This window comes from Streptomyces sp. NBC_00377 (assembly GCF_036075115.1).
Lineage (GTDB): Bacteria > Actinomycetota > Actinomycetes > Streptomycetales > Streptomycetaceae > Streptomyces.
Genome location: NZ_CP107958.1, coordinates 1,384,417 through 1,409,607, shown reverse-complemented (window position 1 = coordinate 1,409,607; position 25,191 = coordinate 1,384,417). Strand labels below are relative to the sequence as shown.

General features: G+C 72.9%; 20 protein-coding genes, 1 tRNA gene and 1 riboswitch. Of the genes, 13 read left to right on the top strand and 8 right to left on the bottom strand.

The features are described from left to right. Positions 1 to 18: 18 nt before the first annotated feature. Positions 19 to 7,050: an SDR family oxidoreductase gene (locus tag OHS71_RS06220; RefSeq protein WP_328477621.1), complete on the bottom strand. Its 7,032-nt coding sequence runs from the start codon at positions 7,048 to 7,050 to the stop codon at positions 19 to 21. A gap of 576 nt (positions 7,051 to 7,626) precedes the next feature. Between OHS71_RS06220 and OHS71_RS06215 the strand changes: the two genes are divergently transcribed. Further along, positions 7,627 to 8,835 carry a serine hydrolase domain-containing protein gene (locus tag OHS71_RS06215; RefSeq protein ID WP_328477620.1) on the top strand — a complete coding sequence of 403 codons (1,209 nt, stop codon included), beginning with the start codon at positions 7,627 to 7,629 and terminating at the stop codon, positions 8,833 to 8,835. A 9-nt stretch (positions 8,836 to 8,844) separates the two neighbouring features. On the opposite strand, the gene OHS71_RS06210 is transcribed toward OHS71_RS06215, so the two are convergent. Further along, positions 8,845 to 9,423 carry a TetR/AcrR family transcriptional regulator gene (locus tag OHS71_RS06210; protein ID WP_328477618.1) on the bottom strand — a complete coding sequence of 193 codons (579 nt, stop codon included), beginning with the start codon at positions 9,421 to 9,423 and terminating at the stop codon, positions 8,845 to 8,847. Between the two features lie 123 nt (positions 9,424 to 9,546). On the opposite strand from OHS71_RS06210, the gene OHS71_RS06205 reads away from it, so the two are divergent. Together OHS71_RS06205 and OHS71_RS06200 are read left to right on the top strand one after the other, a co-directional pair. Further along, positions 9,547 to 10,977 (top strand): MFS transporter, encoded by a 1,431-nt coding sequence (locus OHS71_RS06205; protein WP_328477615.1) that lies wholly within the window; start codon positions 9,547 to 9,549, stop codon positions 10,975 to 10,977. A 44-nt stretch (positions 10,978 to 11,021) separates the two neighbouring features. After that, a tRNA-Pro gene (locus OHS71_RS06200) sits at positions 11,022 to 11,095 on the top strand. 362 nt (positions 11,096 to 11,457) lie between these two features. Here the strand turns inward: OHS71_RS06200 and OHS71_RS06195 are convergent. Then, the gene (locus OHS71_RS06195; RefSeq protein ID WP_328477613.1) at positions 11,458 to 11,748 is read right to left on the bottom strand and encodes an SHOCT domain-containing protein; all 291 of its coding nucleotides are present in this window, start codon (positions 11,746 to 11,748) and stop codon (positions 11,458 to 11,460) included. 300 nt (positions 11,749 to 12,048) lie between these two features. Here OHS71_RS06195 and OHS71_RS06190 point away from each other — a divergent pair, with 300 nt between their 5' ends. Next, positions 12,049 to 12,738 (top strand): SDR family NAD(P)-dependent oxidoreductase, encoded by a 690-nt coding sequence (locus OHS71_RS06190; protein WP_328477611.1) that lies wholly within the window; start codon positions 12,049 to 12,051, stop codon positions 12,736 to 12,738. 90 nt (positions 12,739 to 12,828) lie between these two features. Here the strand turns inward: OHS71_RS06190 and OHS71_RS06185 are convergent, their stop codons facing one another. The 3 genes from OHS71_RS06185 to OHS71_RS06175 all read right to left on the bottom strand — a co-directional run bounded on the left by OHS71_RS06185 (position 12,829) and on the right by OHS71_RS06175 (position 16,252). Next, positions 12,829 to 14,601: a cation:proton antiporter gene (locus OHS71_RS06185; RefSeq protein WP_328477609.1), complete on the bottom strand. Its 1,773-nt coding sequence runs from the start codon at positions 14,599 to 14,601 to the stop codon at positions 12,829 to 12,831. A gap of 72 nt (positions 14,602 to 14,673) precedes the next feature. After that, complete coding sequence (locus OHS71_RS06180) at positions 14,674 to 15,138, bottom strand: DUF6325 family protein (protein ID WP_328477607.1); 465 nt, start codon at positions 15,136 to 15,138, stop codon at positions 14,674 to 14,676. 151 nt (positions 15,139 to 15,289) lie between these two features. Continuing rightward, the gene (locus tag OHS71_RS06175) at positions 15,290 to 16,252 is read right to left on the bottom strand and encodes a DUF389 domain-containing protein (protein ID WP_328477605.1); all 963 of its coding nucleotides are present in this window, start codon (positions 16,250 to 16,252) and stop codon (positions 15,290 to 15,292) included. Positions 16,253 to 16,470: 218 nt separating this feature from the next. Between OHS71_RS06175 and OHS71_RS06170 the strand changes: the two genes are divergently transcribed. Then, a complete protein-coding gene (locus OHS71_RS06170) occupies positions 16,471 to 16,875 on the top strand; it encodes a hypothetical protein (protein ID WP_328477603.1) in 405 nt (134 codons plus the stop codon). Here OHS71_RS06170 and OHS71_RS06165 read toward each other — a convergent pair. Next, positions 16,826 to 17,188, bottom strand: coding sequence for a hypothetical protein (locus OHS71_RS06165; protein ID WP_328477601.1), 363 nt, complete (start codon positions 17,186 to 17,188; stop codon positions 16,826 to 16,828). The genes OHS71_RS06170 and OHS71_RS06165 overlap by 50 nt on opposite strands. A gap of 94 nt (positions 17,189 to 17,282) precedes the next feature. Further along, positions 17,283 to 17,933 (bottom strand): TetR/AcrR family transcriptional regulator, encoded by a 651-nt coding sequence (locus OHS71_RS06160; protein WP_328477599.1) that lies wholly within the window; start codon positions 17,931 to 17,933, stop codon positions 17,283 to 17,285. 58 nt (positions 17,934 to 17,991) lie between these two features. On the opposite strand from OHS71_RS06160, the gene OHS71_RS06155 reads away from it, so the two are divergent. From OHS71_RS06155 to OHS71_RS06120, 8 genes are all read left to right on the top strand, one after another. Beyond that, entirely contained in the window at positions 17,992 to 18,678 is a 687-nt protein-coding gene (locus tag OHS71_RS06155) for a class II aldolase/adducin family protein (RefSeq protein WP_328477597.1), read from the top strand. Between the two features lie 31 nt (positions 18,679 to 18,709). Next, the gene (locus tag OHS71_RS06150; RefSeq protein ID WP_328477595.1) at positions 18,710 to 19,639 is read left to right on the top strand and encodes a carbohydrate kinase family protein; all 930 of its coding nucleotides are present in this window, start codon (positions 18,710 to 18,712) and stop codon (positions 19,637 to 19,639) included. A 204-nt stretch (positions 19,640 to 19,843) separates the two neighbouring features. Beyond that, complete coding sequence (locus tag OHS71_RS06145; protein ID WP_328477593.1) at positions 19,844 to 20,344, top strand: DoxX family protein; 501 nt, start codon at positions 19,844 to 19,846, stop codon at positions 20,342 to 20,344. Between the two features lie 164 nt (positions 20,345 to 20,508). Further along, positions 20,509 to 20,631, top strand: a complete 123-nt coding sequence (locus tag OHS71_RS06140; RefSeq protein ID WP_328477591.1) for a putative leader peptide — start codon at positions 20,509 to 20,511, stop codon at positions 20,629 to 20,631. 145 nt (positions 20,632 to 20,776) lie between these two features. After that, positions 20,777 to 21,673, top strand: a complete 897-nt coding sequence (locus OHS71_RS06135; RefSeq protein ID WP_328477589.1) for a glutathione S-transferase C-terminal domain-containing protein — start codon at positions 20,777 to 20,779, stop codon at positions 21,671 to 21,673. A 66-nt stretch (positions 21,674 to 21,739) separates the two neighbouring features. Continuing rightward, positions 21,740 to 21,859, top strand: a riboswitch (SAM riboswitch). Positions 21,860 to 22,257: 398 nt separating this feature from the next. After that, the gene (locus tag OHS71_RS06130; protein ID WP_328477587.1) at positions 22,258 to 23,238 is read left to right on the top strand and encodes an amino acid ABC transporter permease; all 981 of its coding nucleotides are present in this window, start codon (positions 22,258 to 22,260) and stop codon (positions 23,236 to 23,238) included. After that, on the top strand, positions 23,235 to 24,038 hold the full coding sequence (locus tag OHS71_RS06125; protein WP_328477585.1) for an amino acid ABC transporter ATP-binding protein: 804 nt from the start codon (positions 23,235 to 23,237) through the stop codon (positions 24,036 to 24,038). Before OHS71_RS06130 ends, OHS71_RS06125 begins: the two co-directional genes overlap by 4 nt. Positions 24,039 to 24,123: 85 nt before the next feature. Beyond that, positions 24,124 to 25,146, top strand: coding sequence for a transporter substrate-binding domain-containing protein (locus tag OHS71_RS06120; RefSeq protein WP_328477583.1), 1,023 nt, complete (start codon positions 24,124 to 24,126; stop codon positions 25,144 to 25,146). Positions 25,147 to 25,191 lie beyond the last annotated feature (45 nt).

Here is a 25,191-nt window from a genome sequence, read left to right as displayed (position 1 = left end):
GTCGAGATCACCGCGCCGTCACCAGCCCGAAGCGGTGTAGACGACGGCGGTGGCCGACTCCTCGCCCCAGGCCAGCTCCCGAAGCAGCGCCGCGGTGCCCTCCTCGGGATCGATCAGACGGATGCCGCGCCGGGCGTACTCCCGGGCCAGTTCCACCCCCACCATGCCCCCATGCCCCGGCGCGGGCGCCCACGGGCCCCAGTGCACGGTCACCGCGCGCTTCCCGGTACGGGCGGCGAAGGCCGCGCCGAGGGTCTCCAGGGCGTCGTTGGCGGCCGCGTAGTCCACCTGGCCCCGGTTGCCCAGGACGGCCGCCACGGACCCGAACAGCACGGTGAACGCGGGGACGGCGGGCAACTCCTCCAGCGCGGTGAGCAGGGCGTCCGCGCCGGTCGCCTTGGTGGCGTAGACCCGCTGGAAGGACTCGGCGGTCTTCTCCGCGACGAGCCTGTCCTCGATCACCCCTGCCGCGTGCACCACGCCGTCGAGCCGGCCGTGCTCGGCGTGGATCTCCTTCACCGCCTGGAGCACCGCCCCGGGCTCCCGGAAATCGACACGGCGGTAGCGGGCGCGGCCGCCGAGCGCCGTGAGTTCGGCGAGGGTGGCCCTGATCTCCCGCTGGGCCAGCAGGAGTTCGGCGGTTCGGTTGATCTCCGCCGGCTTGCCGGCGCCGCGAGCGGCGAGCGCCGCACGCAGCTCGGCGGGGGTGTGAGCGGCCGCGGTGTCCGCGTCCTCGGGACCGTCGGGCGCCGGGGTGCGGCCGAGCAGTTCCAGCCGGCAGCGAGCGGTGCCGGCGAGGGTGGCGGCGAACTGCGCGGTGATGCCCCGCGCCCCGCCCGCGAGCAACACCACGGAGTCCTGGTCCAGTCCCAGCGCCGCCGCCTCCGAGGCCCCGTCCCCGGCCGGTCCGGCGCCCGTGGTGCCGAGCGGGCCGAGCGGCGCCTCCACCAGCTCGAAGCCGTGCCGGCCGGCTGCCGTCCGCAGCACGACCGGGGTGCGGTCCGGCGCGACGGCCTCCGCCACCACGGCGTCGGCGACGGCGGCCGGCGAGGGGTCGGCGAGTTCCACGACCCGGGCCACGGTCTGCGGGTACTCGCGCGCCACCGTCCGGAACAGGCCGCGCAGGCCCGCGGTCCGCGGGTCGGGCGTCCCGCCGTCGGCGACCCGGACGGCCAGCAGCCGGCGCGGGCCGCGTGCCAGGGCCGCCTGGAGGACGGGGAACGCGTCCGGCAGCAGGGGGCCGTCGTCGGCGTCCGTGAGGGCCGCGAGATACAGCACGCCGTCCACCGGCCCGTCCGCTTCCGTCAGGACGTGGTCGCGGGCCCGTACCCCGACGTCGGCGCCGTGGGACCGCAGCCGGGCCGCCACTTCGGGGGCGTCGCCCAGGAGGGTCCAGCGGGTGCCGGAGAGCGCAGCGGTGGGGGCGTCGCGGGCGTCAGCGTCGCGGTCGTCCGTCCCGTCGTCGAGCAGGACCGGTCGCAGTACGTGCCTGCGGGGAGCCTCGCCGGTCACCTCCTGGGTGACCCCTCGCGTGGCCGGCCCGGGTGCTGCGGGCTCCTCGGCCGCCGTGGCCGCGACGGCCGGGGCGGGCCCGTCCGGGGAGGCGGGTGCGGTCACGGGAGCGACAGCGGGGGCGGACGCCGAGGCGGCCGGTCCGCCCAGTCTGGCGGTGAGCCAGTCGGTCACCGCGGCGGCCGTGCGCGCCTTCGCCAGCTCCTCCAGCTCCTCGTCGTCCATCGAGGTGAGGTCCGTACCGGCCCCGGCGCCCAGGCGCCGTGCCAACTCACCCGCGATCTCGGCCCGTTTGATGGAGTCGATGCTGAGATCGGCCTCGAGGTCGAGGTCGGGCTCGATCATGTCGACCGGGTAGCCGGTGCGCTCGCTGATGATCTCCAGCACGACCTGCCGGACGTCCGCAGGCCCGGCGGGCGGGGCCGGCGCAGTGCTCTCCTGGGCCGGTTCGGGTGGGGCGGCGGCCATCTCCGCTCGCTGCATGGGGAGTTGCGGCGTCGCCTGGATCACCTGGGGCGCCGCCACGGACGGGACGGGCTGCGCGATGCCCGGCGCCGCCCCGAGGTAGGTGAGCAGCACGTCCCGCTGGGCGGCGATCATCTCCCGGCTGGTGCGCAGGAACTCGGAGACGAGCGCGTCCTGGTGGGAGGGGACGCCGTGCGGGGGGTTCGTCGTCACTGTCGCCACGGTCCTCTCGATGGGTTCCACGACTCGTCGGGCCGGGGCGAGCGCGCCCGGCAGGAGCGCGCCGGCGGCGGTGCGGACCAACTGGCCGTCGACCGTCCAGCCGGGCCGCTTCGGCGCGGGGGTCCGTACGGCGTCGACCGCGTCCCGGCCGCGCAGCAGGCGTCCGGTGCGTACCGGCAGGCCCGCGACGGCGAGCCGGGCCAGGGCGTCGAGCCAGCCGCGCAGACCGGCGTCGGGGCGGGGCTCGCAGGCCACCGCGTGGTGCGGACGGTCGCCGAGGATCTGTCCGACCAGCCGGGTCAGCACCGATCCGGGACCGGCTTCGACGAAGACGCGCGCGCCCGCCTCGTACATCGCCTCGATCTGCTCGGCGAAGGCGACCGGCGCTCCGATCTGGGCGGCCAGGTGGGCCCGTACCGCGTCCGGATCGGCCGGGTACGGTGTGGCCGTGCGGTTGGACCACACCGGGAACTCGGGCGCGTGCACCGGCCGGGCGGCGAGCGCCTCCGCGAAGCGGTCGGCGGCGCCCGCCACCAGCGGGCTGTGGAAGGCGCAGGCCACGGGGAGCCGCTTGGCCCCGAGACCGGCCTCGCGCAGCAGCCGTACGGTCTCGGCGACGGCTTCCGAGGGACCCGAGATCACCGTCTGCCGGGGGGAGTTGCGATTGGCGACGACCACGGAGTCCGGCGCGTGCGCCGCCTCGAGCGCCCGCACCACGTCCTCGGCACCGGCCGCGACGGCGGCCATGGACCCGGGATCGCCGTCGCCGGACGCGGCGGCCCCCGTCACCCCAGCGGCCTCGAGGATCGCCGTCGCCCGTTCCGCGCTCAGTTCCAGCAGGGTCTCGGGGCCGAGGGCGCCGGCCGCGCAGAGGGCGACCAGTTCGCCGTAGCTGTGTCCGGCGGCCATGTCCGGCTGCACCCCCGCCGCGCCGAGCAGGGCATGCACGGCGAGTCCGGCGACGCCGAGTGCCGGCTGCGCCACCCGGGTGTCGGTCAGCGCGGCCTGCTGGCGGTCGCGCACGGCGTCGTCGAAGGCGGCCGGCGGATACAGGGTGTCCGCGTGGACGCGTCCGAGTTCCAGACAGGGGCGCAGTTCGGGGAAGGTGACGAAGAGGTCGGCGAGCATGCCGGTGCGCTGACTGCCCTGACCGGGGAAGAGGAAGGCGACCTTGCCGCCTCGCGGACCGTCCTGCCCGGCCCGGTGGATCCCGCGCGCCGGGTCGTGCGCGGCGGGATCCGCGGACACCCGGCGCAGTTTGCCGACCAGGTCGTCCACGTCCGTCGCCACGATCGCGACCTGTACCGGATCCCCGGCGGCGTCCGACCGCCGCGCGGAGCTGAGCGCCAGGTCCCGCAGGCGCCACGGCCGGCCCTGCGTCTGCGCGGCCCGCAGGAGTTCGTCCACCCCACGGCGGGCGGCGGCCGCGTCCCGACCGCGGAAGAGGAAGAGTTCGGCGGGCCATGCGTCGAGCGTCCGCGCCGGCGGCACGCCGTCGGCGTGAGCGGCCAGCACCACATGGAAGTTGGTGCCGCCGAAGCCGAACGCGCTGACCCCGGCCACCCGTTCCTCGGGAGGCGCGGCCCAGGGAAGCGCCCGCGCATGGAAGGCGAAGGGACTGACGTCCGCCTCCCAGGCCGCGTTGGGGGCCTCGACGTGCAGCGTGGGCGGCCGGACGCCCGTGTGCAGGGCCAGCACCGTCTTGATCAGGCCGGCGAGCCCGGCGGCGCACTTGGTGTGGCCGATCTGCGATTTCACCGAGCCGATCGCACAGCCGCCCGGTTCCGCCCCGGCCTGCGCGAACACCTCGCTGAGGACACGCAGTTCGGTGCGGTCGCCGACCACGGTCCCGGTGCCGTGCGCCTCGACGAGCCCGACGTCGGCCGGTGAGACACCCGCGTTGCGGTAGGCGCGTTCCAGGGCCGAGCGCTGACCCTCGGGGCGTGGGGCGGTCAGGCCGAGGGAACGGCCGTCGCTGGAGGAGCCGAGGCCCTTGATCACACCGTAGATCCGGTCGCCGTCGCGCTCGGCGTCCGCGAGCCGCTTGAGGACGACGCACGCCACGCCCTCACCGAGGGCGATGCCGTCCGCCGAAGCGTCGAAGGCGCGGGAGCGGCCGGTCGGGGACAGCGCGTGCACGGAGGAGAAGAGGACGTAGTCGTTGATGCCGTTGTGCAGGTCGGCGCCGCCGCACAGCACCAGGTCGGAGGTGCCGCCGACGAGTTCCTTGCAGGCCACGTCCACCGCGGCCAGGGAGGAGGCGCAGGCGGCGTCGACGGTGTAGTTCGCGCCGCCGAGGTCGAGCCGGTTGGCGATCCGCCCGGAGATGACATTGGCGAGCATGCCCGGGAAGGAGTCCTCGGTGAGCTGCGGGAGCTGCTCGTCCAGGCCGGCCGGGACCTCGCCGTGGTAGGAGGGCAGCACCGCCCTCAGCGTGGCCGCGTTCGACAGGTCGCTGCCCGCCTCCGCACCGAACACCACCGAGGTGCGTGAGCGGTCGAACTCCCGTTCCCCGTCGCCGTATCCGGCGTCCTCCAGGGCGCGCCGGGCCGCCTCCAGGGACAGCAGCTGCACCGGCTCGATGCTGCCGAGGGACGTGGGCGGGATGCCGTAGCGCAGCGGGTCGAAGGGGATGCGGGGGAGGAAGCCGCCCCACTTCGACGGGGTCGATCTGCCGTGGTGGACGGCCGGGTCCCAGCGGTCCGCCGGCACCTCGCCGACGGCGTCCACGCCCCCCACGACGTTCGCCCAGAAGGCGGGCAGGTCGGGCGCCTGCGGGAACATGCACGCCATGCCGACGACGGCGACGTCCAGCGGAGCCGGGGCGGCCGGCTCCCGGTTCTCCCGCTCGACGCCCCACTCCGCGGCGCGCAGCGCGAGATGCTCGACGGCGCCGGTCGTCACGGACTCGTGCAGCGCCGCGAGGGTAGTGGTCGCCGAGCGCAGTACGGCCACCTCCCCGGCCATGAACATCCCCTCGGCGAGCTGACGCCGTTCGTCGGCCGGGGCCAGGGAGCCGTCGGCGGTGCGGGTCACGCCCTTGCTCGCGATCCGCAGCCGGCCGACGTTGAGCCGCTCCAGGGCCTCCCAGATCTGCCGGTCCCCCGCGCCCTCGGCACGCAGCCGGTGCTCCTCGTCGCGGTAGCCGGCGGCGAACGGGCTCGGCACACAGCGGGTGGCGTGGCCCGGCGCCGACTCCAGCAGCGTGGTGCGCTCGGCGGCCATGACCTGACGCTGGAAGAGAGGCCGGATCGCGCCGTGGGCCACCGCCTCCTCGGTGAACAGGTAGGCGGTGCCCATCAGCACGCCGACGGCCGCCCCGCGCGCGGTCAGCGGCGCGGCGAGAGCCGCGACCGCCGCGGCCGACCGCCCGTCGTGGACCCCGCCCGCGAAGAACACATCCAGGCCCTCGGCGCCGTGCTGTGCCGCGTGGTCCTCGAGGACCCCCAGCTGGGCTTCCCAGAGCGGAAAGCTGCCGCGCGGTCCGACATGCCCTCCGCACTCCGAGCCCTCGAAGACGAAGCGCCGCGCCCCGGCGTCCAGGAACTGCCGCAGCAGGCCCGGCGACGGCACGTGCAGAAAGGTCCGGATGCCCTCCCGCTCCAGCGCCTGCGCCTGGGACGGCCGGCCGCCCGCGATGATCGCGTGCGTGGGCCGCAGCTCCCGTACGGCCTCCAGCTGTGCGGTGCGGACGTCCTCCGGTGCGAAGCCCAGCACACCGACCCCCCAGGGCCGGCCGGCCACGGCGTCCCGGGTCTCGGCGAGCATGGCCCGGGTCCGCTCGCCGTCCGCCAGCGCCAGCGCGAGGAAGGGCAGCGCCCCGTCGGCCGCGACGGCCGCGGCGAACGCGGCCCCGTCGCTCACCCTGGTCATCGGCCCCTGCGCGACGGGCAGCCGCGTCCCGAGCGCCCGGCTCATCGGTGACCCGGCCGCCAGCGCCCGTGCGGCGGTGTCGTCGCCGACGCCCGCCAGGACCGCGTCCCGCAAGGCCCGTACGGTCCGCCGCACGTCACCCCAGCGCTCGGCGAACCGGGCGGCGAGGAAGCCGTCCTGGCCCACCGGGAGCATCTGAGCGCTCGGGTCCCGCGCGCCCAGCAGTGCCGCCACCGCCTGCGGTCCGGCGTCCTCCCCGGGTTCCGGTGCGTCCGGGCCGCGCCGTCGCAGGACGCGGTGTCCGGCGAGGACGACGGTCTCCGAGCCGTCCAGGGTGCGCAGCGCAGCCGCGGCCGGTTCGGGCAGCGCCGACTCGGCGAGCAGCGCGAGCTGGCTGTCGAGGACGACGCCGGCCGCGCCGCAGGCCACCGCGGCGGCGGCCGTGTGCGGCCCGATCCCGCCGCACGCCCACACCGGCGCGGTCACCTCGGGTGCGGCGAGGAGCTGTTGGAGCAGGACGAAGGTGCTCAGTTCCCCGATCCGGCCACCGCACTCGGCGCCGCGGGCGATCAGTCCGTGCGCCCCGGCGCGTAACGCGTCGCGTGCGCCCGCCAGGTCGGTGACCTCGACCAGCACGCGGTGGCGCGCCGCGAGTTCGGTGATCGGGCCGGGGGCCCACTCGGTGTCCGCGGCCGTCGAGGACGGTGCCGCCCCGGCGCCGAGGACCACGGTGTGCGGGCCGTCGGGCTCCAGGTCGGCGGGCGTGAGCCGGCAGTGCGCGCCGATCCGGACCCCGAAGGCGCCGAGGGAGGAACGGCGCAGCCGGGAGAGGGCTTCGCGGGATCTTCGGTCACCGGATCCCAGGTCCAGGACGCCCAGCCCGCCGGCCCGGCCGACCGCCAGGGCGAGCCCGGCATCCGGTTCGCCGAAAGGAGTGATGCCGATGATCATGTCCTCGGAACGCACAGCGGACGTCATGATTCTCCGAATCAAGGTGAGACTGCACGGTGGGGGGTTCGGGACAGCAAAGGCGGCTCACCGCGTTCCAGCGGGCAGAGGTCCACCGCGGAACGCCGTTCTGAAGCGCGTGCTCGAAACGCGTCGAAGGTAGTGCGCTTATTACTCACTGGTCAACGTTCGAACGATCGGCCGGTATGCGGCCGCAGTGATTCGGTCAGTCGCGGACGCAGGACCAGGGCGTAGGAAACCGGATCAATTCCTGTCGGCACCGGCCCTGTTCACCACTCACCGGCACCGGGGAGACATGAACGAACGCAGGAAATGGGTTCCTCTGGACCGCATGTCCGAATCGGAACGCACCTTCCCGGCGCCGGTCGGACGGCGGGGAGAAAACCATGTGCCGGCCCCGGAGTGACCGGGAAAGGCTTGTGTGTACGGGGCGTGTCGACCGCTTCGGCCGCCGTCCTCCCGGACCGGACGCTGTGTCGGGCGATCTCCCCGCCCAAGTGGGGCGAGGGGCCGTACGGGTCCAGGGCGGCGGCGTCCGGAGTGTTGCTCCGAAGGCCCGTGTGAAGATCCGCCCATAGTGCCCATATGACGCGTACCCGTACGGCGCTGCTGTGCGCCGCCGCTCTCCTCGCCTCCACCCTCCAGACGGCCGCCGCTACGGCCGACGCCCGCCACCCGGACGGGGAGTGGGACCGGGCCTGTGCCGCGACCCGCCACCCGCGGGGCCAGGCGCGCGAGGTCCTCGCCCTCGTCCGCGCGGCGCGCGAGGAACTCGGTCTCAAGGCCGCCCTGGTCAAGGTCACGGTCGACGGGCGTGAACTGGTCACCGGCGCGGACGGCGACTCCCTCACGGACGTGTCGGCCACCCCCGCCGCGCACTTCCGGACCGGCTCCGTCGGCATCGCCTTCATGGGCACGGTGCTGCTCCAGCTCGTCCAGGAGCACAAGGCGGGGCTCGACGACCCGGTGTCCCGCTGGCTGCCCGACCTGCCGCACGGCGACGAGATCACCCTGCGCATGCTCGGCGACTCGACGTCGGGCCTGCACGACTACGTCACCGACCCGGTCTTCCTGAAGAAGCTCTACGCCGACCCGTGGCAGCACTGGACCCCCGAGGAAGTCGTCGGCATCTCCCTCAGCCACCCCCTGTGGTACCGGCCGGGCACCAACTGGAGCTACTCGCACGCCAACTTCGTCCTCCTCGGCCGCGCCCTGGAGAAGATCTCCGGCACCCCGCTCGACCGCCTCCTCCAGGAGCGGGTGATGAAGCCCCTCGGGCTGCGCAACACGCGCAACAACGACACCGCGCTCATCCCGCCGCCCGTGCTGCACGCCTACGACGACGAACGCGGCACCTACGAGGAGTCCACCTACTGGAACCCCTCCTGGACCACCGCCCCCGGCGCCGTGCTGACCCAGGACATCTGTGACCTGGCCCGCTCCGGGCAGGCCATCGGCTCGGGCGAACTGCTCTCGGGGCGCTCCTTCCGCACCCAGCTGGACCCGGGCACGGTCGGCCTCGGACACCCCACCGCCAACTGCCCCGCCACCGTCTGTCTGCCGATGACGGAGGACTTCCACTTCGGCGTGGGCGTCGTCGTCAGGAACGGCTGGGTGGTGCAGAACCCGTCCTTCTTCGGATACGCGGCGGTGATGGCGTACGAGCCGCGCAAGCGGCTGTCCATCGCGGTGTCCACGACCGTGGGCCCGGACGCCCCCGCCGGCAACACCGCCCAGACGATCACCGAACGGATCGCGGACCTGCTCGACCCGCGGCACCCGCTGTCCGGCTGACGCCCCCGGTCAACGCCCGGTGCGCACCCCGTCCAGCGCGATGGCCAGGACGCGGTCGCGCTGGGCGTCGTCCACGAAGGCCGTCGCGGTGATGCCGGCGACGAGCCGCAGCAGGTCGCCGAAGTCCATGTCCGTGCGGGCCGTCCCGGCCCGCTGGGCCCGCTCGAACAGCGGTCCGCCCGCGGCATACATCGACTCACGGCAGGCCTGGAAGATCTCCGACTCGCCCTCCAGCGCCTCACGCACCGCCCGCTTGGTGACCATGTAGCCGGCGAACCGCTCGAGCCAGGCGGTGAGCGCCTCCCACGGCTCCAGGCCGGCGAACCCCTCCGCCGACCGGCACAACGCGTTGACCTCGTCCGCGTACACGCTCTCGAACAGCGCCCTGCGGGTGGGGAAGTTCCGGTACAGCGTGGCGATGCCCACGCCCGCGCGCCGGGCGATGTCCTCGAGGGACGCCTCGGAGCCGTGCTCGGCGAACGCCTCGCGCGCGGCGGCCAGCAGTGCGTCGTAGTTGCGGGCGGCGTCCTTACGGACGGGGCGCTGGGCCGCGACGATCTCGCTGACGGGGAACGGCTGAGCCGCCACGGCTGCCTCCTGGACAGGACCCGGTTGAACCGGAGGGGTGCCTCCGCTACAGTGGAGGAGTGCCTCCACTTTAACAGTCCGAGGTCCCTGCTCCTCTTTCCGGGTTCTTCCGAGAGGCTTTTCATGCCCCGCTCGTCCACCCGCCTCACCTTCGCCGTCCTCGCGACCGGTGCCGGCGTGTTCTCCATGCTCCAGTCGCTGATAGCCCCGGCCCTGCCCACCGTGCAGCACGCGCTGCACACCTCACAGTCCACCGCGACCTGGGTGATGACCGCCTATCTGCTGTCCGCGTCCGTCTTCACGCCGATCCTCGGCCGGGTCGGCGACCTCGTCGGCAAGAAGCGCACCCTCGTCGGGGTCCTGCTCACCGTCCTGGCCGGCTGCCTGCTCGCCGCACTCGCGCCGAACATCGGCGTCCTCATCCTCGCCCGGGTGGTCCAGGGCGTCGGCGGGGCCCTCTTCCCCCTCTCCTTCGGCATCATCCGCGACGAGTTCGCCCCGTCCCGGGTGCCCGGCAGCATCAGCAACCTGTCCGCCGTGATCGCCGCAGGCGGGGGCGTCGGCATGGTCGCGGCCGGACCGATCGTCTCCGCGCTCGACTACCGCTGGCTGTTCTGGATCCCGGTCGGCATCGTCGCGGCCGCCACGCTGATCGCCGTGCGCTATGTACCCGAGTCGCCGGACCGGGGTGAGGGCAGGGTCGGCTGGCTCGGCGCGCTGCTCCTGTCGGGCTGGCTGGTCGCCCTGCTCCTGCCACTCAGCCAGGCGGGCGCCTGGGGCTGGGGCTCGACCCGGGTGATCGGCCTGTTCGCCGTGGCCGTCGCGCTGTTCGCGCTGTGGCTGTACTCCGAGGCCAGCTCCCGCACCCCGCTGATCGACCTGCGCATCATGCGGCTGCCGGCCGTGTGGACCACCAACCTCGCCGCGCTGCTGTTCGGCGCGGGCATGTACGCGATCTGGTCCTTCCTGCCCGGGTTCGTACAGACCCCGAGCACGGCCGGGTACGGCTTCGGCGCGAGCGTCACCGCCTCCGGGCTCCTCATGCTGCCGATGCTGCTCGCGATGTTCGTCTCCGGTGTGCTGAGCGGTCGTCTCGCGCCCCGCGTCGGCGCCAAGGCGCTGCTCACGACGGGCGCCGCGCTCGGTGCGCTCGCCCTGGGCTTCCTCGCCCTCTGGCACGACGAGAAGTGGCAAGTGGCTCTGGTGGCAGGAGTGTTCGGCCTCGGGATCGGTCTCGCCTTCGCGTCGATGGCCAACCTGATCGTGGGCAGCGTCCCGGCCGCGCAGACCGGTGCGGCCACCGGCATGAACGCCAACATCCGCACCATCGGCGGGTCCATCGGCGCCGCCGTCACCGGCGTCCTGGTCACCGGCCGGCTCCAGCCCTCGGGTCTGCCCTACGACTCCGGCTACACCCACGGCTTCACCCTGCTCGCGGTGCTCTGCCTCGGCGCCGCCCTCGCCGCCCTGCTGGTCCCCGTCCACCGCGCGACCCGTCTGCCGGACCCGGCCGCCCACCGGGCGCCGACCGCCGCACCCACCCCTGTGCGGTAAGCTCTGCCTGCGCGTTCCCGCAGCTCACCGCAGCGGAAGCGCCTCGGGACGTGGCGCAGCTTGGTAGCGCACTTGACTGGGGGTCAAGGGGTCGCAGGTTCAAATCCTGTCGTCCCGACTTTTGAAGTCGCGGGTCAGAGGCCGTGCCGGAAAAAACCGGCACGGCCTCTGACGTCATCAGGCATCCCGGCTCACGGCCGCCTCGACCGGCGGACCAGGAGCTTTCCCAGCTCCCACAGGAGCACGAGCGCGACGGCGGTCAGGAGCGCCCGGCCGAACTGCCGGGCGTCGATCCTTGCGGCATCACCTCGCACCGTGGTCCGCGAGTGGGTGTCCGCCCTCATTCCCGGGTCGGCCGGACAAGATCGCCCCCTGAGGCCGGTCCGGGGGAATCGTCCACGGCTCCCCGAGGTCGCCAGCGGAAGGCTGTACCGCAGTCGCTCCGGTACAGCCTTCCTGCTTCGCCTGCGGCCACTCGACTCAGGATTCGAGGATCCTGCGCTTCTGCTCGTCGAACTCGGCCTCGGTGAGCACACCCTGGGCCTTGAGCTCGCCGAGCCGCTTCAACTGGTCGATCTTGTCGCTCATGTCGGCCGTCGCGCCGGGCGGGGCCCCGGACTCCTCGGCCGGCGCCGGCTGCGGCTGGTAGGCCTGCTGGGAGTCCTGCTGGGCCCAGCGGCCCTGCTGGCGGCGTGACACACGGTTGGACACCGCGGTCGCCGTTCCGGCGACCACGGCTGTGCGGGCGACCCCGCGGAGGAGACCTGGCACGGTGGTTTCCTTTCTCGCCGGAGGCACGGGGAAGTGACGGGACGGCTTCTCCGGTATCCGGCGCACGGGAGCGGCACACCGGATACCCCCATTGGACCACCGGAGGAATTCCCCCGCACTTCGTCGCCCCCGGCGCCGGCGGGCAACCGGTGCCCGGGACGACGGCGTACACGGTGCCGGGCCGGGAGGACGACAGCGCACGCGTCACCGAGCGGTGCTGATCCACTCGTGTCTTGGTGGTCGGGCGGATCCGCAGCGTGTCCGCCGAACGTGCGTGTCGGGAGTCCCAGGGAGAAGCCAGTGGAAACCAGCGTCAGTGACGGTCGCCGGCCCGTTGCCCGTCCGCTCCTCGCAGGACAGAAGGCGTTGGTGACCGGCGCGAACTCCGGCATCGGCAAGGCCACGGCGATCGGTCTCGGCCGGATGGGCGCCGACGTGGTGGTGAACTACGTGGCGGGTCGGGACGCCGCGCAGGACGTGGTGCGCGAGATCGAGGCTTTCGGCGTGCGTGCCTACGCCCACGAGGCGGACGTGTCGCAGGAGGACCCGGTCGTCGACATGGTGTCCCGGATGGTCGAGGAGTTCGGGACCATCGACGTCATGGTCCCCAATGCGGGACTCCAACGCGACGCCGCCCCCACCGACATGACCGTGGCCGAGTGGCACAAGGTGCTGGACGTCAATCTGACCGGCCAGTTCCTGTGCGCACGGGAGGCGGCCAAGGAGTTCGTGCGCCGCGGGGTCGTCCCCGAGGCCTCCCGCTCCGCCGGGAAGATCATCTGTATGAGACCTGCTCGGCCCTCAAGCGGGCGTACCGCGACGAACTCCGTGCGGCCGCGGGCGGCCGGCTCTGGTGCCTGTACCTCGCCCTGGACCGGGACACCGCACGGGACCGTGTCGCCCGGCGCACCGGCCACTTCATGCCCGCCCGGCTCGTCGACTCGCAGTTCGCGACGCTGGAGCCACCGGGACCGGACGAGCCGGGCATGACCCTGGACGCCACAGCCGCGACCGCGGCCGGTCTCGCCCGGGTCGCGGCCGCGGTCGCGTCCTACGGGCGCTCCGCGGGCGGTTGACGGCTCAGTTGCTCAGGTGCTCCGGCGTTCCGGTGCTGAGAAGTACGGCGACGTCTCCCGGCTCCGGCGCCGGGCCGCTGCCACGCGTGACGGGGAGGAGCCGGCCGTCGCCCCGTACCAGGAACAGCGTCCGGTGTCCGGACGGAACGGCGCCGTCGACGCGACGCGCCACGATCCGGGCGCCCAGGGCGTGACGACGGGCCAGTTCGGGCCCGGTCAGGTCCGGATCGAAAAGCATCTCGCCGCCCGCGTAGGGGGTGATGACACCCTGGCTGTTCGCGGGCGGCCGCAGCCGCAGGACCGTGCCCTCGACACTCCCTTCGAGGCGGGTGGCCGCCAGGGCGTTGAAGTCGTCCTCGCCGGTGAGGAGCAGGACCCCGGTGAGGCCCTCCAGCTCCGCGCCCTCGCCCGTGGCCGCGGCGAACAGCTCCCCGGGGGCGAGTTCGATCCCGGCGGCCCTGATGCCGGCCCGCTCCGCCTCACGCCCCGCCCACATCACCACCTCCAGCCCGGCCGACCGCAGGGCCCGTCCCAGATCGACCACCCACGGATCCCCGCCCACGAGCAGGGGCCGGGAACGCGCCGAGCGCACCACGCCCAGCCGCCGGGCCACCGGAGCCGCACTCAGCCCGTACAGGGTGACGGTGGCGACGATCACCACGAACGTGGCCGGCAGGATCTTCGCGGCGCCGGCGACGCCCTGCTCGGCCAGCGCGCCCGAGAACGTCGAGGCGGTGGCCGCGGCCACGATCCCGCGCGGCGCCATCCATCCCAGGAAGCCCCGTTCCCCGGCCGTCAGATCGGTCCGCCACGCCGACACGGCCCCCACCAGCGGCCGCACCACCAACACCAGCACCGCCACGAGCCCGAGCGCCGGCAGCCACACATGCCGCAGGGACTGGGGGCTGACGGTGGCGGAGATGGAGATGAACAGCAGTCCGATGACCAGATCCACGAGGGTCTCGAAGAACGGTCTCCGGGCGGTGACGGCCCCGCCGGACAGGTTGGCCACCGCCAGCCCCATCAGGACGGCGGCGATGAGTCCCGTGTCGTCCCGGACGACGTCGCAGGCGGCGGCCACGCCGACCACCGCGGCGAGCTGCACCGTGGTGGCGAGCACCTCCCCGAGCCGAAGCCTGCGCAGGGCCACCGTCAGCACCACCGATCCGACGACACCCCCCGCCACCCCCACCGCCGTGCTGACCGCGAAGGGGCCGACCCGGCTGCCGAAGCCGTGGGGCCCGCCGGCCGCGACGGCGTGGAAGACCAGCGCGCCCAGGATGCCGCCCACGGGATCGATCAGCGATCCCTCCCAGATGAGGATCCGCCGCAGTCGCTCCGTCGGGCGGACGAAGGCGAGCAGCGGGCCGACGACCGTCGGCCCGGACACGACGAGAATCGCTCCGAGCATCACCGCCGCGCCCGGGGACATCCCGAGGAACGGCATCGCGACCAGTGCCGCCGAAGCGCCGGTGAACAGTGCGCCGAACCAGATCAGCCGCACCACGACCCGCCGGGTGTGCGCCCTGAAACTCCTCAGGTCGAGGCCGAGGCCGGCGTCGTAGAGGATCACCGCGACCGCCAGCGAGACCAGCGGGGAGAACGCGCTGCCCAGGAGCCGCTCGGGGTCGACGTCGTCGGTCAGCGCGCCCGCGGTGAAGCCCACGGGCAGCAGGACGATCAGCGCGGGGATGCGCAGCCGGTCCGCCAGGACCTGGGAGCCGACGGCCAGCACGACGATCAGGCCGAGGCCCAGGAAAACTTGGTCTTCCGACACCGCGACGCAGCCTCCCGCACGGACGAGGACGCTTCCCCGGGCCCGCCCCGGTGATCCGCCGTGGCGGGGTCCCTACGCCCTCGGCGGCCCGCCGTCGTCCGTCTCGTCCGTCTCGTCCAGCGCGGCCAGGACGGCCGGCACGGGGATCCGCCCGGAGGCGACCAGCTGCGCGCCGCCGCGCCGCAGGGCGGTGGCGAAGGGCGCCGCCCACAGGTTCTCGTAGACCAGGATCCCCGCCGCGTTGCCGGGCTCCAGGGCGGCGCCGGCTTCCGCGATGTCGTCCTGGCCCAGCAGGCCGGAGGAGGCGCCCTCGAAGACGGCCCAGTCCAGGGCGCCGTCACCGGTGAGGTCGGCGATCTCCAGGCCGACCACTGACCCGTCCGCGTCCTTCCTGACGAACATCAGGTCCAGGATCCGGATGAGGCCGCGGTCCACCAGGTCGACCAGCAGGGGAAAGCCCTCGCCGGTCATGCGGTTCCCGGGGAACTCGACGACGACGTAGTCGATCGGTCCCATTTCGACGAGTTCATCGCTCACGGCTTCACCCCTGGATGGTCACGGCGTACGGCGGCCCCGCCGTCCTGGACCTTCATTGCAGCATCGGACCCGGGCGGCCGCACCTCGGTGCGGTGTACCCGCCATCCCTCTCCGCGGGCCCCGCACAGCGGCGACGGCGTCCGCAGGGCTCCTACGTGGTCCGCCCGGCCGGGTGTCCCTGTCGGTGCTCGCTCACCCGGCGCCAGACGGCCCGCTGGCACTTGAGCGTGCCGGTGCCGACCACGATCAGGACGACGATGTTGAGCAGCAGTTGGAGCAGCGAGCCCCATGCCTCGTCCCAGCTGCTGAACGCCACGGAGACGCCGATGTCCGCCCCCGCGGGGATCGTGGTCACCGAGATGAAGACGCCGAGGAGCGCGCTCGTCCGGGCCTCCGCCAGCGAGACGATGCCGACGATCCCGGCCAGCACCGCCACCACGGCCGAGAAGAAGTTGGGGGTGTTGATCAGGTTCGAGACGGGCCGCACCCCCAGCTCGAAGGCCTCTGGCTGAAGTCCGAAGCCGCGGACGAGGAGGGCGAAGAGCAAGGTCGCGGCGACGGCCAGCACAAAGCCGACCAGCAGGGCCAGGAGACCCTGCGTGATTCTCGACCGGGAGCGGTTGTCGATGCCGAGGGCGACGCTGGTGATGGCGCCGTACTCGGGTCCGACCACCATGGCCGCGACGATGAGGATCTGGGAGTTGGTGATGATGCCCACCGCGCCGATGAGCCCGGCGATGACCAGGAACAGGTAGAAGCTCGGGGGGTAGCGTCCCTCGGCCCGGATCCGGGCCTCCACCTGCTCCCACACCGGCGCACGCGGTCGCGCCCCCAGCTCCTTGGCCCATGTCCGGGTCGCCCGCTCCGAGAACACCGTGTCCACCGGATCGAGGATGAGGGAACCGCGGTGCTCGATGCCGAGGTCGCGCAGCCCGCGCAGCACCTCGTTCGCGGCTCCGGCCAGGACGTCGCACTGGATGGCGTCGCCTTCGGGGTTGCGCACGCGGCCCGTCAGCAGGTGCAGGTTCAGGACGCACGGCTCGGCGCCGAGCAGGGCCATGGTGCGTTCCGTGAGGTCCGGCGGGCATACCGCTCGGACACGGATCATGTCCATGGGGACCTCCGCGGATCGGTTCGCTCACCCATTAACGCGGCGGTCCCGGAGCCCGGCAACCCGGCGGGCGGGGACCCGGCACCTGCCCGAGGGTGGGGGAATGAGGACGACCGGAGCTGAGCGAGGCCGACTTCCGGCGCCTGTACCGGCACCTGCGCGACGCGTCCCCCGGCGGAACCGCGCCCCGGGGCGCACTGGACACGATCACCGGGGACCGGGTGCTGGCCGCCGTACGCGAGGTCCGGTCGGGGCGTACGGTGTCGCTCGCCGCCCCCATCGACACCTCTCCGGGTCCCGACGACGCCGGTCCGGCCGAACACCGGCTCACCGCCCCCGTCGACGGCGAACCCGTGGGGAAGGGTCTGGAGTTCGCCCGGGACCGCTTCGCCATGGACATTCTCGGTGATGTGGACAGCCACCTCGACGCGCTGTGCCACGTCGTCTACGACGGCACCCTGCACGGCGGCGTGCCGGCGGGGGACGTGCTGTCGCCGGAGGGAGCGAGCGCCCTGTCCGTCGACCTGGCCACGCGGCGCCGCACGGGCTCCTTCCGGTCGAGTGCTGGGCCGGGTGTCACGGGAAGACGTGCACCACTTCGATCGCTCCCACGAGATGCGCGTTGAACTCGTCCAGGTCCTCGGCCGGCACCCACAGCTCCAGGATGGTCCGGCCGCCCGCCTGCCGGACCGGATACCTGCGCAGGAACGCGGAGTCGACCTCGAAGCGGGTGACGTAGCCGGCGCCGTCGTGCTTGACGTTCCAGTCCCGGGCGATCCTGACGGCGTACTCCTCGTCGAGGACCGGATAGAAGATGGGCTGCTCGGGCAGCCGGGGCGGCCAGGCCCGCCAGTCGAGCTCGCGCACCAACTCCAGCTCCTTCGGGCCGGTGGGCCGCCACAGGGTCGTGGTGACAGGGTGCTGCCTGGTCGTGGTCATGGGATTCGCTCTCCGGTGCGGGCTACCGCCGACGCGGTCGGCTGCGGTCCCCGACGGTAACCGTCGGCCCGCAGCCGTGGCCACGGACTTTCGGCTACCGCGGCCCGGAACGTGCGACGACCTCGCTGAGATAGCAGCGCAGCATCGCCTTCGCCTCGTCGAGGAGGTCCGTGTCTCCCCCGGGGGTGCGCCGGAAGGCCTCCTGGGCGAGGGCGTCGGCGGCGAGGATCGCGGCATGGCAGGCCCTCGCGAGCGCCGCTTCGTCGCGGGCGAGGTCCAGCGCGAGCAGCACCCGGCGGATCCCGTCGGCCATCCGCCGCTTGTGCTCACGGTCGGCCGCCCGGGTCCGCTCGGTCAGCCCGCTGCCGAACCACAGGGCGCGGAAGCCGTGTTCGGTGCGGTAGACGCGGGCGAACGTGTCGATGAGCACGCCGACGGGATCGTCCCACCGCTCCCGCGCCGCGGTGCCGACGAGGTCGTCCATGACGTCCTCGAGACGGGCGAAGTAGCCCGACGCGAGGGCGTCGATGATCGCGTCACGGTCGGGGAGGTACTGGTAGAGCGAGCCGACCGACACCTTCGCCTCGGCCGCCACCCGCGTCGTGGTGAGCGCCTCGACGCCCTCGCCGACCAGGATGCGCTCGGCGGCGTCCAGCAGCAGGGCCAGACGTGCCTTGCTGCGCGCCTGTCGTGGCGTGCGGCGCAGCGGCGTGTCACCGCCGGAACCCGTGGTCGGACGGACCAAGGAACTGCCTCCAGATCTGAACGTGACTTTGTTTCACGTTTACGCTACCTTCGCGCCCATGACCGCCTCAAGCTCGGCGCTGAGTCAGGAGCGGACCGCCGTCGCGGACGCCTGCCGGCGCCTGGGGGCCGAAGGGCTCCTCATCGGCACGGCCGGGAACGTGAGCGTACGCGTCGACGACCGGATCGCCATCACCGCGACCGGAGCGGTCCTCGCCCAACTCACCCCGGACCAGGTGACCGTGACCGACCTCGGGGGCGAGGTCGTGGCCGGGAGCCTGCGACCCACCTCGGAACTGGACCTGCACCTCGGGGTCTACCGCCGCTACGGAGCAGGCGCCGTCGTCCACACCCACGCCCCAATGGCCACCGCGGTCTCCTGCGTGCTCGACGAACTGCCGTGCATCCACTACCAGTTGCTCGCGCTGGGCGGCACGGTGCGGGTCGCGCCCTACGCCACCTTCGGCACCCCCGAACTCGCCGAGTCGGTGCTCACCGCGCTCGACGGCCGCAGCGCCGCCCTGCTGGCGAACCACGGCGCGGTCACCCACGGGACGACCCTCGGCAAGGCCGTCGAGAACGCGCTGCTCCTCGAATGGGCCTGCGGGCTCTACCAGCGTGCGGCCGCCATGGGCCGGCCCCGCTTCCTCGACGAACAGCAGCAGCTCGCCGTGATCGAGGCGGCGATCGCCCGCGACTACGGCGTCACCCACCCCGTACCACCCGCGCAGGAACAGAGCCGATGAAGCCGACGAGGCCGATGATGGGGGAAAGCCGATGAAGATCTTCACCATGGGCGTGCACGTGCTGGACGTACTGGTGCGGCCGGTGCAGGAGATACCCGAGGGCCAGGGCGCGACGCTGGTCGAGGACATCCGCATGACCGCCGCCGGGACCGCGGGCGGCACCGCTCTCACCCTCGCCAAGCTGGGCGCGCAGGTGCGCAGCGCCGGCGCCGTCGGGTCCGACCCGACCGGCGACATGCTGGTACAGCTGCTCGAACGGGCGGGCATCGACACCGAGTTCCTCGTCCGCCGCACCGACACCGCCACCTCCGCGAGTGTCCTGCCGATCCGGCCCAACGGCGACCGCCCCTCCCTGCACCTGCTCGGCGCCAACATCACCTACGGCCCCGACGACGTCCCCTGGGACGCCCTCGCCGAAGCCGACCATCTGCACCTGGGCGGACCCGAGCTGATCGGCGTCGAGGCCGCGACCCGCATCCTGTCCTTCGCCAGGGAGCACGGCGTGGTCACCTCCGTGGACCTGCTCGCCCCCGGTGTCCTCGGCAGCTTCGAGCAGATCGAGGCGGCCCTGCCCTACATCGACCATCTGCTGCCCAACGAGGACCAGGTCCTCGGCTTCACCGGCGAGAACGACCTGCTGACGGGGGCGCGCAAGCTCCTCGGCGCCGGTGCGGGCGTCGTCGCCGTCACCCGCGGCGGTGACGGTGCGCTGGTCGTGACGGCGGACGGCGCGGAACCGGTCCCCGCCTTCGTGGTCGACGTGGTCGACACCACCGGCTGCGGCGACGCGTTCTCGGCCGGCTATCTGCGGGGTGTGAGCCTCGGCCGTACGCCGGGCGACGCCGCCGTGCTCGGCAGCGCCGTCGCCGCGCTCGTCGCACAGGGGCTCGGCAGCGACCACGGCGACTTCGACCTCACGGCCGCCGACGCCTTCGCCGCGACGACGAAACCCCGCACCTGACCCGACCTCACCGGCGTCGGCCGTAAGGGAAGACGCGGATCCATGTTCGCCGGAGCCCCACGGGTGGTACGCCACGAGCAGGCGGGCGCGGGTCGTCACACCGGCGTCGGCCGTACCGCCCTCGCCCGCCACCGCACGTGCCCGCCTGCGTCCAGGAGCGCGCGCCCGGTCACGGGCGCTTCCGACGGAGAAGGGGACTCGGCCATGAATCAGGCTTCGGACACCGCGCTGCTCCTCGTACGGATCGTGCTCGGCGCGGTGATGGTGGCGCACGGCTGGAACCACTGGCGCGGCGGAGGCGGCATATCCGGCACCGCCGGCTGGTTCGGCGGCCTCGGACTCACCCGCCCGAGACTCCAGGCCTGGCTCAGCGTCCTGACCGAACTCGGCGCGGGCGTTCTGCTGCTGGCCGGCTTCCTCACCCCCCTGGCCTGCGCGGCGGTGCTGTCCGTGATGCTGGTCGCCGGCCTGCTCGCGCACCGCCCGAACGGCTTCTTCGTGTTCAAGGAGGGCTACGAGTACGTCCTCGTTCTGGGCGTCCTAGCGGTGGCCCTGGGGGCGTGGGGGCCGGGGGAGTACGCGGTGGACGAGGCCGCGGACATCGCCGTGACCGGATGGACGGGCGCGGGTGTGGTGCTCGGGGTGGGTGTCGTCGCGACGGCCGGTCTGCTGGCCGTGTTCTGGCGCCCGCAGAAGGAGAGTTGAGAAAGGGCGCCCTCCTCAGCCCCTCCGCGGGCCCTCCTCAGCCCTCCTCGGCCGTCCGCGGCCCCCGCGGCCCTTCGGTGGTCACCTGGTGGACGCCCCCTTGACGGAGGCTCGAGGCGGATCGACACTCGATCCGGGAATCCTAGTGAACGGGTAGGGAAACAATGGGGCGACAGGAGCCGATCGCCGGCCGCGCGCACCGCACGGCGCGGTCGTCGCCCCTTCTCACCTCCCGCCGTCACATCGACCTGAAGCGCGTCGCCAGCGCGATCGGGCCCCAGGGCTGAGCCGGGTCCGTCCCGCGCCGAACCGCACCGGCCGTGTCCCCTGGACGCGGCCGCACCCGGCACGCCTGGACGAGCTCCGCACCTCCCTCTTCGACGTCGCATCCGCCGCGCACGTCCGCCGTGCGTCCCGCCCCCGGGGAGAGTCATGTCCGTCACACCACTGGCCGTCCACCAGTCCGCCCGCCCCGCCCCCGCCTTCCGGGGCCGGATCGGCCGGGACGCGCGCAGCGGCCACTACGCCGTGCCGCGCCGCTACCGCCTCCACCTGGCGGCCGCCGACCCCGACTGTCTGCGCATCGCCGTCACCCACAGCCTCCTGGGTCTGGACCGGGCCTGCCCGGTCACCTTTCTGCCCGCCGTCCCCGACTGCGCCGACGGAGGCCACTCCGCGCTGCGCCCCCTGTACGACGCCAGCGCGCACCGGTACACAGGGCCCGCCCTCGCGCCGGTCCTCAGCGACGACTGGTCCGGGCGCATCGTCAGCAGCCACGGCCCTGACATCGCCCGCGACCTCGCCCGGCACTTCGGCGGCAGCCGCGCCACCCTGTACCCGGGCGGCGCCGAATCGCAGATCGAGGCCGTCGAGCGGATGTGCGCCCAGGGCATCGAGGAGGCCGCACAGCGGGCCGGAGCGGCCGACACCGGGGAGGAGGAGCGCGCCGCAGCGCTCGACACGCTGCTCACCACGCTCGGCGTGCTGGAACGGGGGATCGGCGCCCACGAACACCTGATCAGTGATCAGATCACGGCAGCCGACGTGGAGTTGTGGGTCGCGCTGGTCCAGCTCGACACCGTGCACCGCCATCACCTCGACGCCGCCGTCGTGCACCGGGTCGCCGACCACCCCGCCCTGTGGGCCTACGCGCGCCGTCTGGCCGCCCACCCGGCCTTCGGCTCCCACCTCGACCTGGACGCCATCTCCCGCCGCCACCAAGCCCGTTGCCAGGGCCTGGAAGCCGCCGGCGCCGCTGTCCAGATCCTGGACTGGGCGACCCACGCGGCGGACGGCACGGCGGTCCGACCGCAGCTCGAACGGCCCTGACCCTGTCCATCCACCGGACCGCCGTTGACATTCGTTCGGGTGACTGTCTTACTTACGGCCCAGAACGGTCATGAGCGTCAGCAACAAGCCCTGGCTTGCTGACCGGCAACCCTCGCTCCGCGGTGGGGTGCCCCAGGTGACGACCGGACCGACGTTTCGGTAATGACGTATCGGTAAGCGCGAGTGCCCCTCGGGGGCCGGAACAGAGATGGTGACGGACATGTACGCAGCACATCGGACGGCGGCCCGCCGCCCCCGGGGCTGCGTACGGCCGTACCTCGACATCCTCGTCGCCAACCGCGCCGTCGATCTCCTGCGTGTGAACAGCGCACTGTGTACCGCACCGGGCCGTGCCCGCTGTCGGGGCTGAACCAACCCCCTCGACCGCGCAGCCCCGCCGCCGCGTTCCTGACGAACACCGCCCGAGCGGTGCGCCGTCGTCCGCCCCACCCCGGTCCTCCGTACGCGTCCGTGCGCCGTGCCCTGTTCGCTGCCGCCGAGCGGTCCCCGCCGCCCCGCCGAAGCGCGCACCGCCGCACACGTCCGCCGTGACCCGGGGTGTCCGACTCCCGCCGGAGCCCTTCATGAGTGAACCCCCAGGCGCCGTGACCCTCGCCGAGGCCGCGCCCGCCGTCGACGTCCCGTCGCCGAAGCTCACCGCCCAGCGGGTCCAGCCGCTGCGCCGGCCGGGCCGCTGGATCGCCACCGCGGTGGTCCTGGTCCTGGTGGCGCAGTTCGCCCACGGGCTGGTCTCCAACCCCTTCTACCAGTGGGACCGCTTCGGCTACTGGTTCCTGCGGCCGGCGATCCTCGACGGACTGCTGATCACCCTCGAAGTGGCCGCCTACAGCGCTGTGCTGGGCCTCCTCGGCGGCATCCTGCTCGCCCTCGCCCGGCTCTCCAGGAGCCCGGTGCTGCGGGCGGTCAGCTGGACCTACGTCTGGGCGCTGCGCTCCATCCCGCTGATCGTGGTGCTGCTGTTCCTCTACAACTTCAGCGCCCTCTACCAGACTTTGAGCGTGGGTGTTCCCTTCGGCCCGGCGTTCTTCCGCTTCGACGAGTCGCGGCTGGCCACCGACATGGTGATCGCCGTCATCGGCCTCAGCCTCAACGAGGCGGCCTACGCCGCGGAAGTGGTCCGCGGCGGCATCCTCTCCGTCGACCAGGGCCAGCACGAGGCGGCCGCCGCGCTCGGTCTGCCCAAGCGCTACCAGTTCTGGAAGATCGTCTTCCCGCAGTCCCTGCGCTCGATCACCCCGAACTACGTCAACCAGCTGATCGGCCTGGTCAAGTCCACCTCGCTGGTGTTCTACGTGTCGCTGCTCGACCTGTTCGGGACCGCGCAGACCATGGGGTCCACCTACCCCGGTGACATCGTGCCGCTGCTGCTGGTCGTCACCGTCTGGTACCTGATCCTGACGAGCCTCGTGTCCGTCGTCCAGTTCTACGTCGAGCGGTACTTCGCCCGGGGCGCCACGCGCTCCCTGCCGCCGACGCCGTTGCAGAAGCTGCGGACCGGCCTCGGTGATCTGCGGGCCCGCATCCGCCGGGAGGCCGCCGTATGACCACCGAGACCGTGCGGAGCGCCGAGCAGGCCGGGGTCGTGCCCGCCGCCGTCGAGGTGCACGACGTGCACAAGTGGTACGGCGCCCACCGGGTCCTGGAGGGGGTGAACCTGACCGTGCGGCCCGGCGAGGTCACCGTCGTCCTCGGCCCGTCCGGCTCCGGGAAGTCCACCCTGCTGCGGGTCATCAACCACCTGGAGAAGCCCGAGATCGGCTACGTCAGCGTCAACGGGGAGCCGATCGGCGTCCGACGGCACCGCGACCGGCTGAGGGAGCTGAGCGAGCGGGCCATCCTGACCCAGCGCAGCCGGATCGGCTTCGTCTTCCAGAACTTCAACCTCTTCCCGCACCTGACCGTGCTGGACAACGTCGCCGCCGCGCCGGTCGCCACCGGCAAACTCGCCAAGCCGCAGGCCCTGGAGCTGGCCCGCGAACTGCTCGGCCGGGTCGGTCTCGCCGACAGGGCCGCCGCCTATCCCAGGCAGTTGTCCGGTGGGCAGCAGCAGCGGGTCGCCATCGCCCGCGCCCTCGCGCTGCGCCCCGGCGTCATCCTCTTCGACGAGCCGACCTCCGCACTCGACCCCGAACTCGTCGGCGAGGTCCTCGCCGTCATCAAGGACCTGGCGACCAGCGGCACCACCCTCGTCATCGTCACCCACGAGGTCGGCTTCGCCCGCGAGGTCGCCGACAAGGTCGTCTTCATCGACGGCGGCAGGATCATCGAGCAGGGTCCGCCCTCCGAGGTCCTCGACCGACCGCAGCACGAGCGGACACGGGACTTCCTCAGCAAGGTGCTCTGACACCGAAGCCCACCACGACTTCCCCCCACGCCCACCCTCTCACCCGGTCACACCAGTCACGTCACACCAGTCACAAAGGACGGCCATGTCTGCCCACTTCACCCGACGCAGCCTGATTCGCGGCATCACCGCGGCGACCGCGGTCGCCACCCTCGCCACCGGGCTCGCCGCCTGCGGTGGTGACAGCGAGGCGGCCACCACGACCGACAGCGCCGCCGGCAGCGTGACCATCGGCCGCGTGTCCAACGGCGCCGCCGAGGAGACCACCCTGAAGGTCTCCGAGGTGAAGTCCATCAGCGCCGAACTGCCCGCCGCCCTCAGGAAGAACGGCAGGCTGAACATCGGCATCGGCGCGCTGCCCTCGGGTTTCGCCCCGCTGGCGTACGTCGGCGACGACCAGAAGACCCTCACCGGTGCGGAGCCCGACCTCGGCCGCCTGGTGGCCGCGGTCCTCGGCCTGACGCCCGAGACGAAGAACTTCACCTGGGAGAACCTCTTCGTCGGCATCGACAGCGGGAAGGTCGACGTCGCCTTCTCCAACGTCACCGACACCGAGGAGCGCAAGAAGAAGTACGAGTTCGCCTCCTACCGTCAGGACAACCTCGGCTGGGAGGTCAAGAAGTCCAGCAAGTGGAACTTCGACGGCAACTACGAGAACCTCGCGGGCCTCACCGTCACCGTCGGCTCCGGCACCAACCAGGAGAAGATCCTCCTGGAGTGGAAGAAGAAGCTGGAGTCCGAGGGCAAGAAGCTCACCGTCAAGTACTACCCGGACCGCAACGGCATCTACCTGGCGCTCGCCAGCGGCAAGATCGACGCCTTCTTCGGCCCCAATCCCGGCATCGCCTACAACGTCACCCAGACCGCGGGCAAGGCCAACGCCACCCGCAGCGCGGGCACCTTCTCCGGTGCGGGCGAGACGCTCCAGGGCCTGATCGCCGCCACCGCCAAGAAGGACAGCGGCCTCGCCAAGCCGGTCGCCGACGCCATCAACTACCTGATCGAGCACGGGCAGTACGCCAAGTGGCTGGCGGCCTACAACCTTTCCAACGAGGCCGTCGCCAAGTCCGAGATCAACCCGCCCGGACTGCCGCTGGACAACTCCTGACGGAACATCGGCGCGGCGAGGTCCCTTCTCGCCGCGCTCACCTCC

What these genes read in the sequence shown, in the direction of transcription:
- OHS71_RS06220 (WP_328477621.1), bottom strand. Translation starts at nt 7,050, where the DNA reads ATGACGTCCGCTGTGCGTTCCGAGGACATGATCATCGGCATCACTCCT.
- OHS71_RS06215 (WP_328477620.1), top strand. Translation starts at nt 7,627, where the DNA reads ATGACGCGTACCCGTACGGCGCTGCTGTGCGCCGCCGCTCTCCTCGCC.
- OHS71_RS06205 (WP_328477615.1), top strand. Translation starts at nt 9,547, where the DNA reads ATGCCCCGCTCGTCCACCCGCCTCACCTTCGCCGTCCTCGCGACCGGT.
- OHS71_RS06175 (WP_328477605.1), bottom strand. Translation starts at nt 16,252, where the DNA reads ATGGACATGATCCGTGTCCGAGCGGTATGCCCGCCGGACCTCACGGAA.
- OHS71_RS06165 (WP_328477601.1), bottom strand. Translation starts at nt 17,188, where the DNA reads ATGACCACGACCAGGCAGCACCCTGTCACCACGACCCTGTGGCGGCCC.
- OHS71_RS06155 (WP_328477597.1), top strand. Translation starts at nt 17,992, where the DNA reads ATGACCGCCTCAAGCTCGGCGCTGAGTCAGGAGCGGACCGCCGTCGCG.
- OHS71_RS06150 (WP_328477595.1), top strand. Translation starts at nt 18,710, where the DNA reads ATGAAGATCTTCACCATGGGCGTGCACGTGCTGGACGTACTGGTGCGG.
- OHS71_RS06145 (WP_328477593.1), top strand. Translation starts at nt 19,844, where the DNA reads ATGAATCAGGCTTCGGACACCGCGCTGCTCCTCGTACGGATCGTGCTC.
- OHS71_RS06140 (WP_328477591.1), top strand. Translation starts at nt 20,509, where the DNA reads ATGGGGCGACAGGAGCCGATCGCCGGCCGCGCGCACCGCACGGCGCGG.
- OHS71_RS06135 (WP_328477589.1), top strand. Translation starts at nt 20,777, where the DNA reads ATGTCCGTCACACCACTGGCCGTCCACCAGTCCGCCCGCCCCGCCCCC.
- OHS71_RS06130 (WP_328477587.1), top strand. Translation starts at nt 22,258, where the DNA reads ATGAGTGAACCCCCAGGCGCCGTGACCCTCGCCGAGGCCGCGCCCGCC.
- OHS71_RS06125 (WP_328477585.1), top strand. Translation starts at nt 23,235, where the DNA reads ATGACCACCGAGACCGTGCGGAGCGCCGAGCAGGCCGGGGTCGTGCCC.
- OHS71_RS06120 (WP_328477583.1), top strand. Translation starts at nt 24,124, where the DNA reads ATGTCTGCCCACTTCACCCGACGCAGCCTGATTCGCGGCATCACCGCG.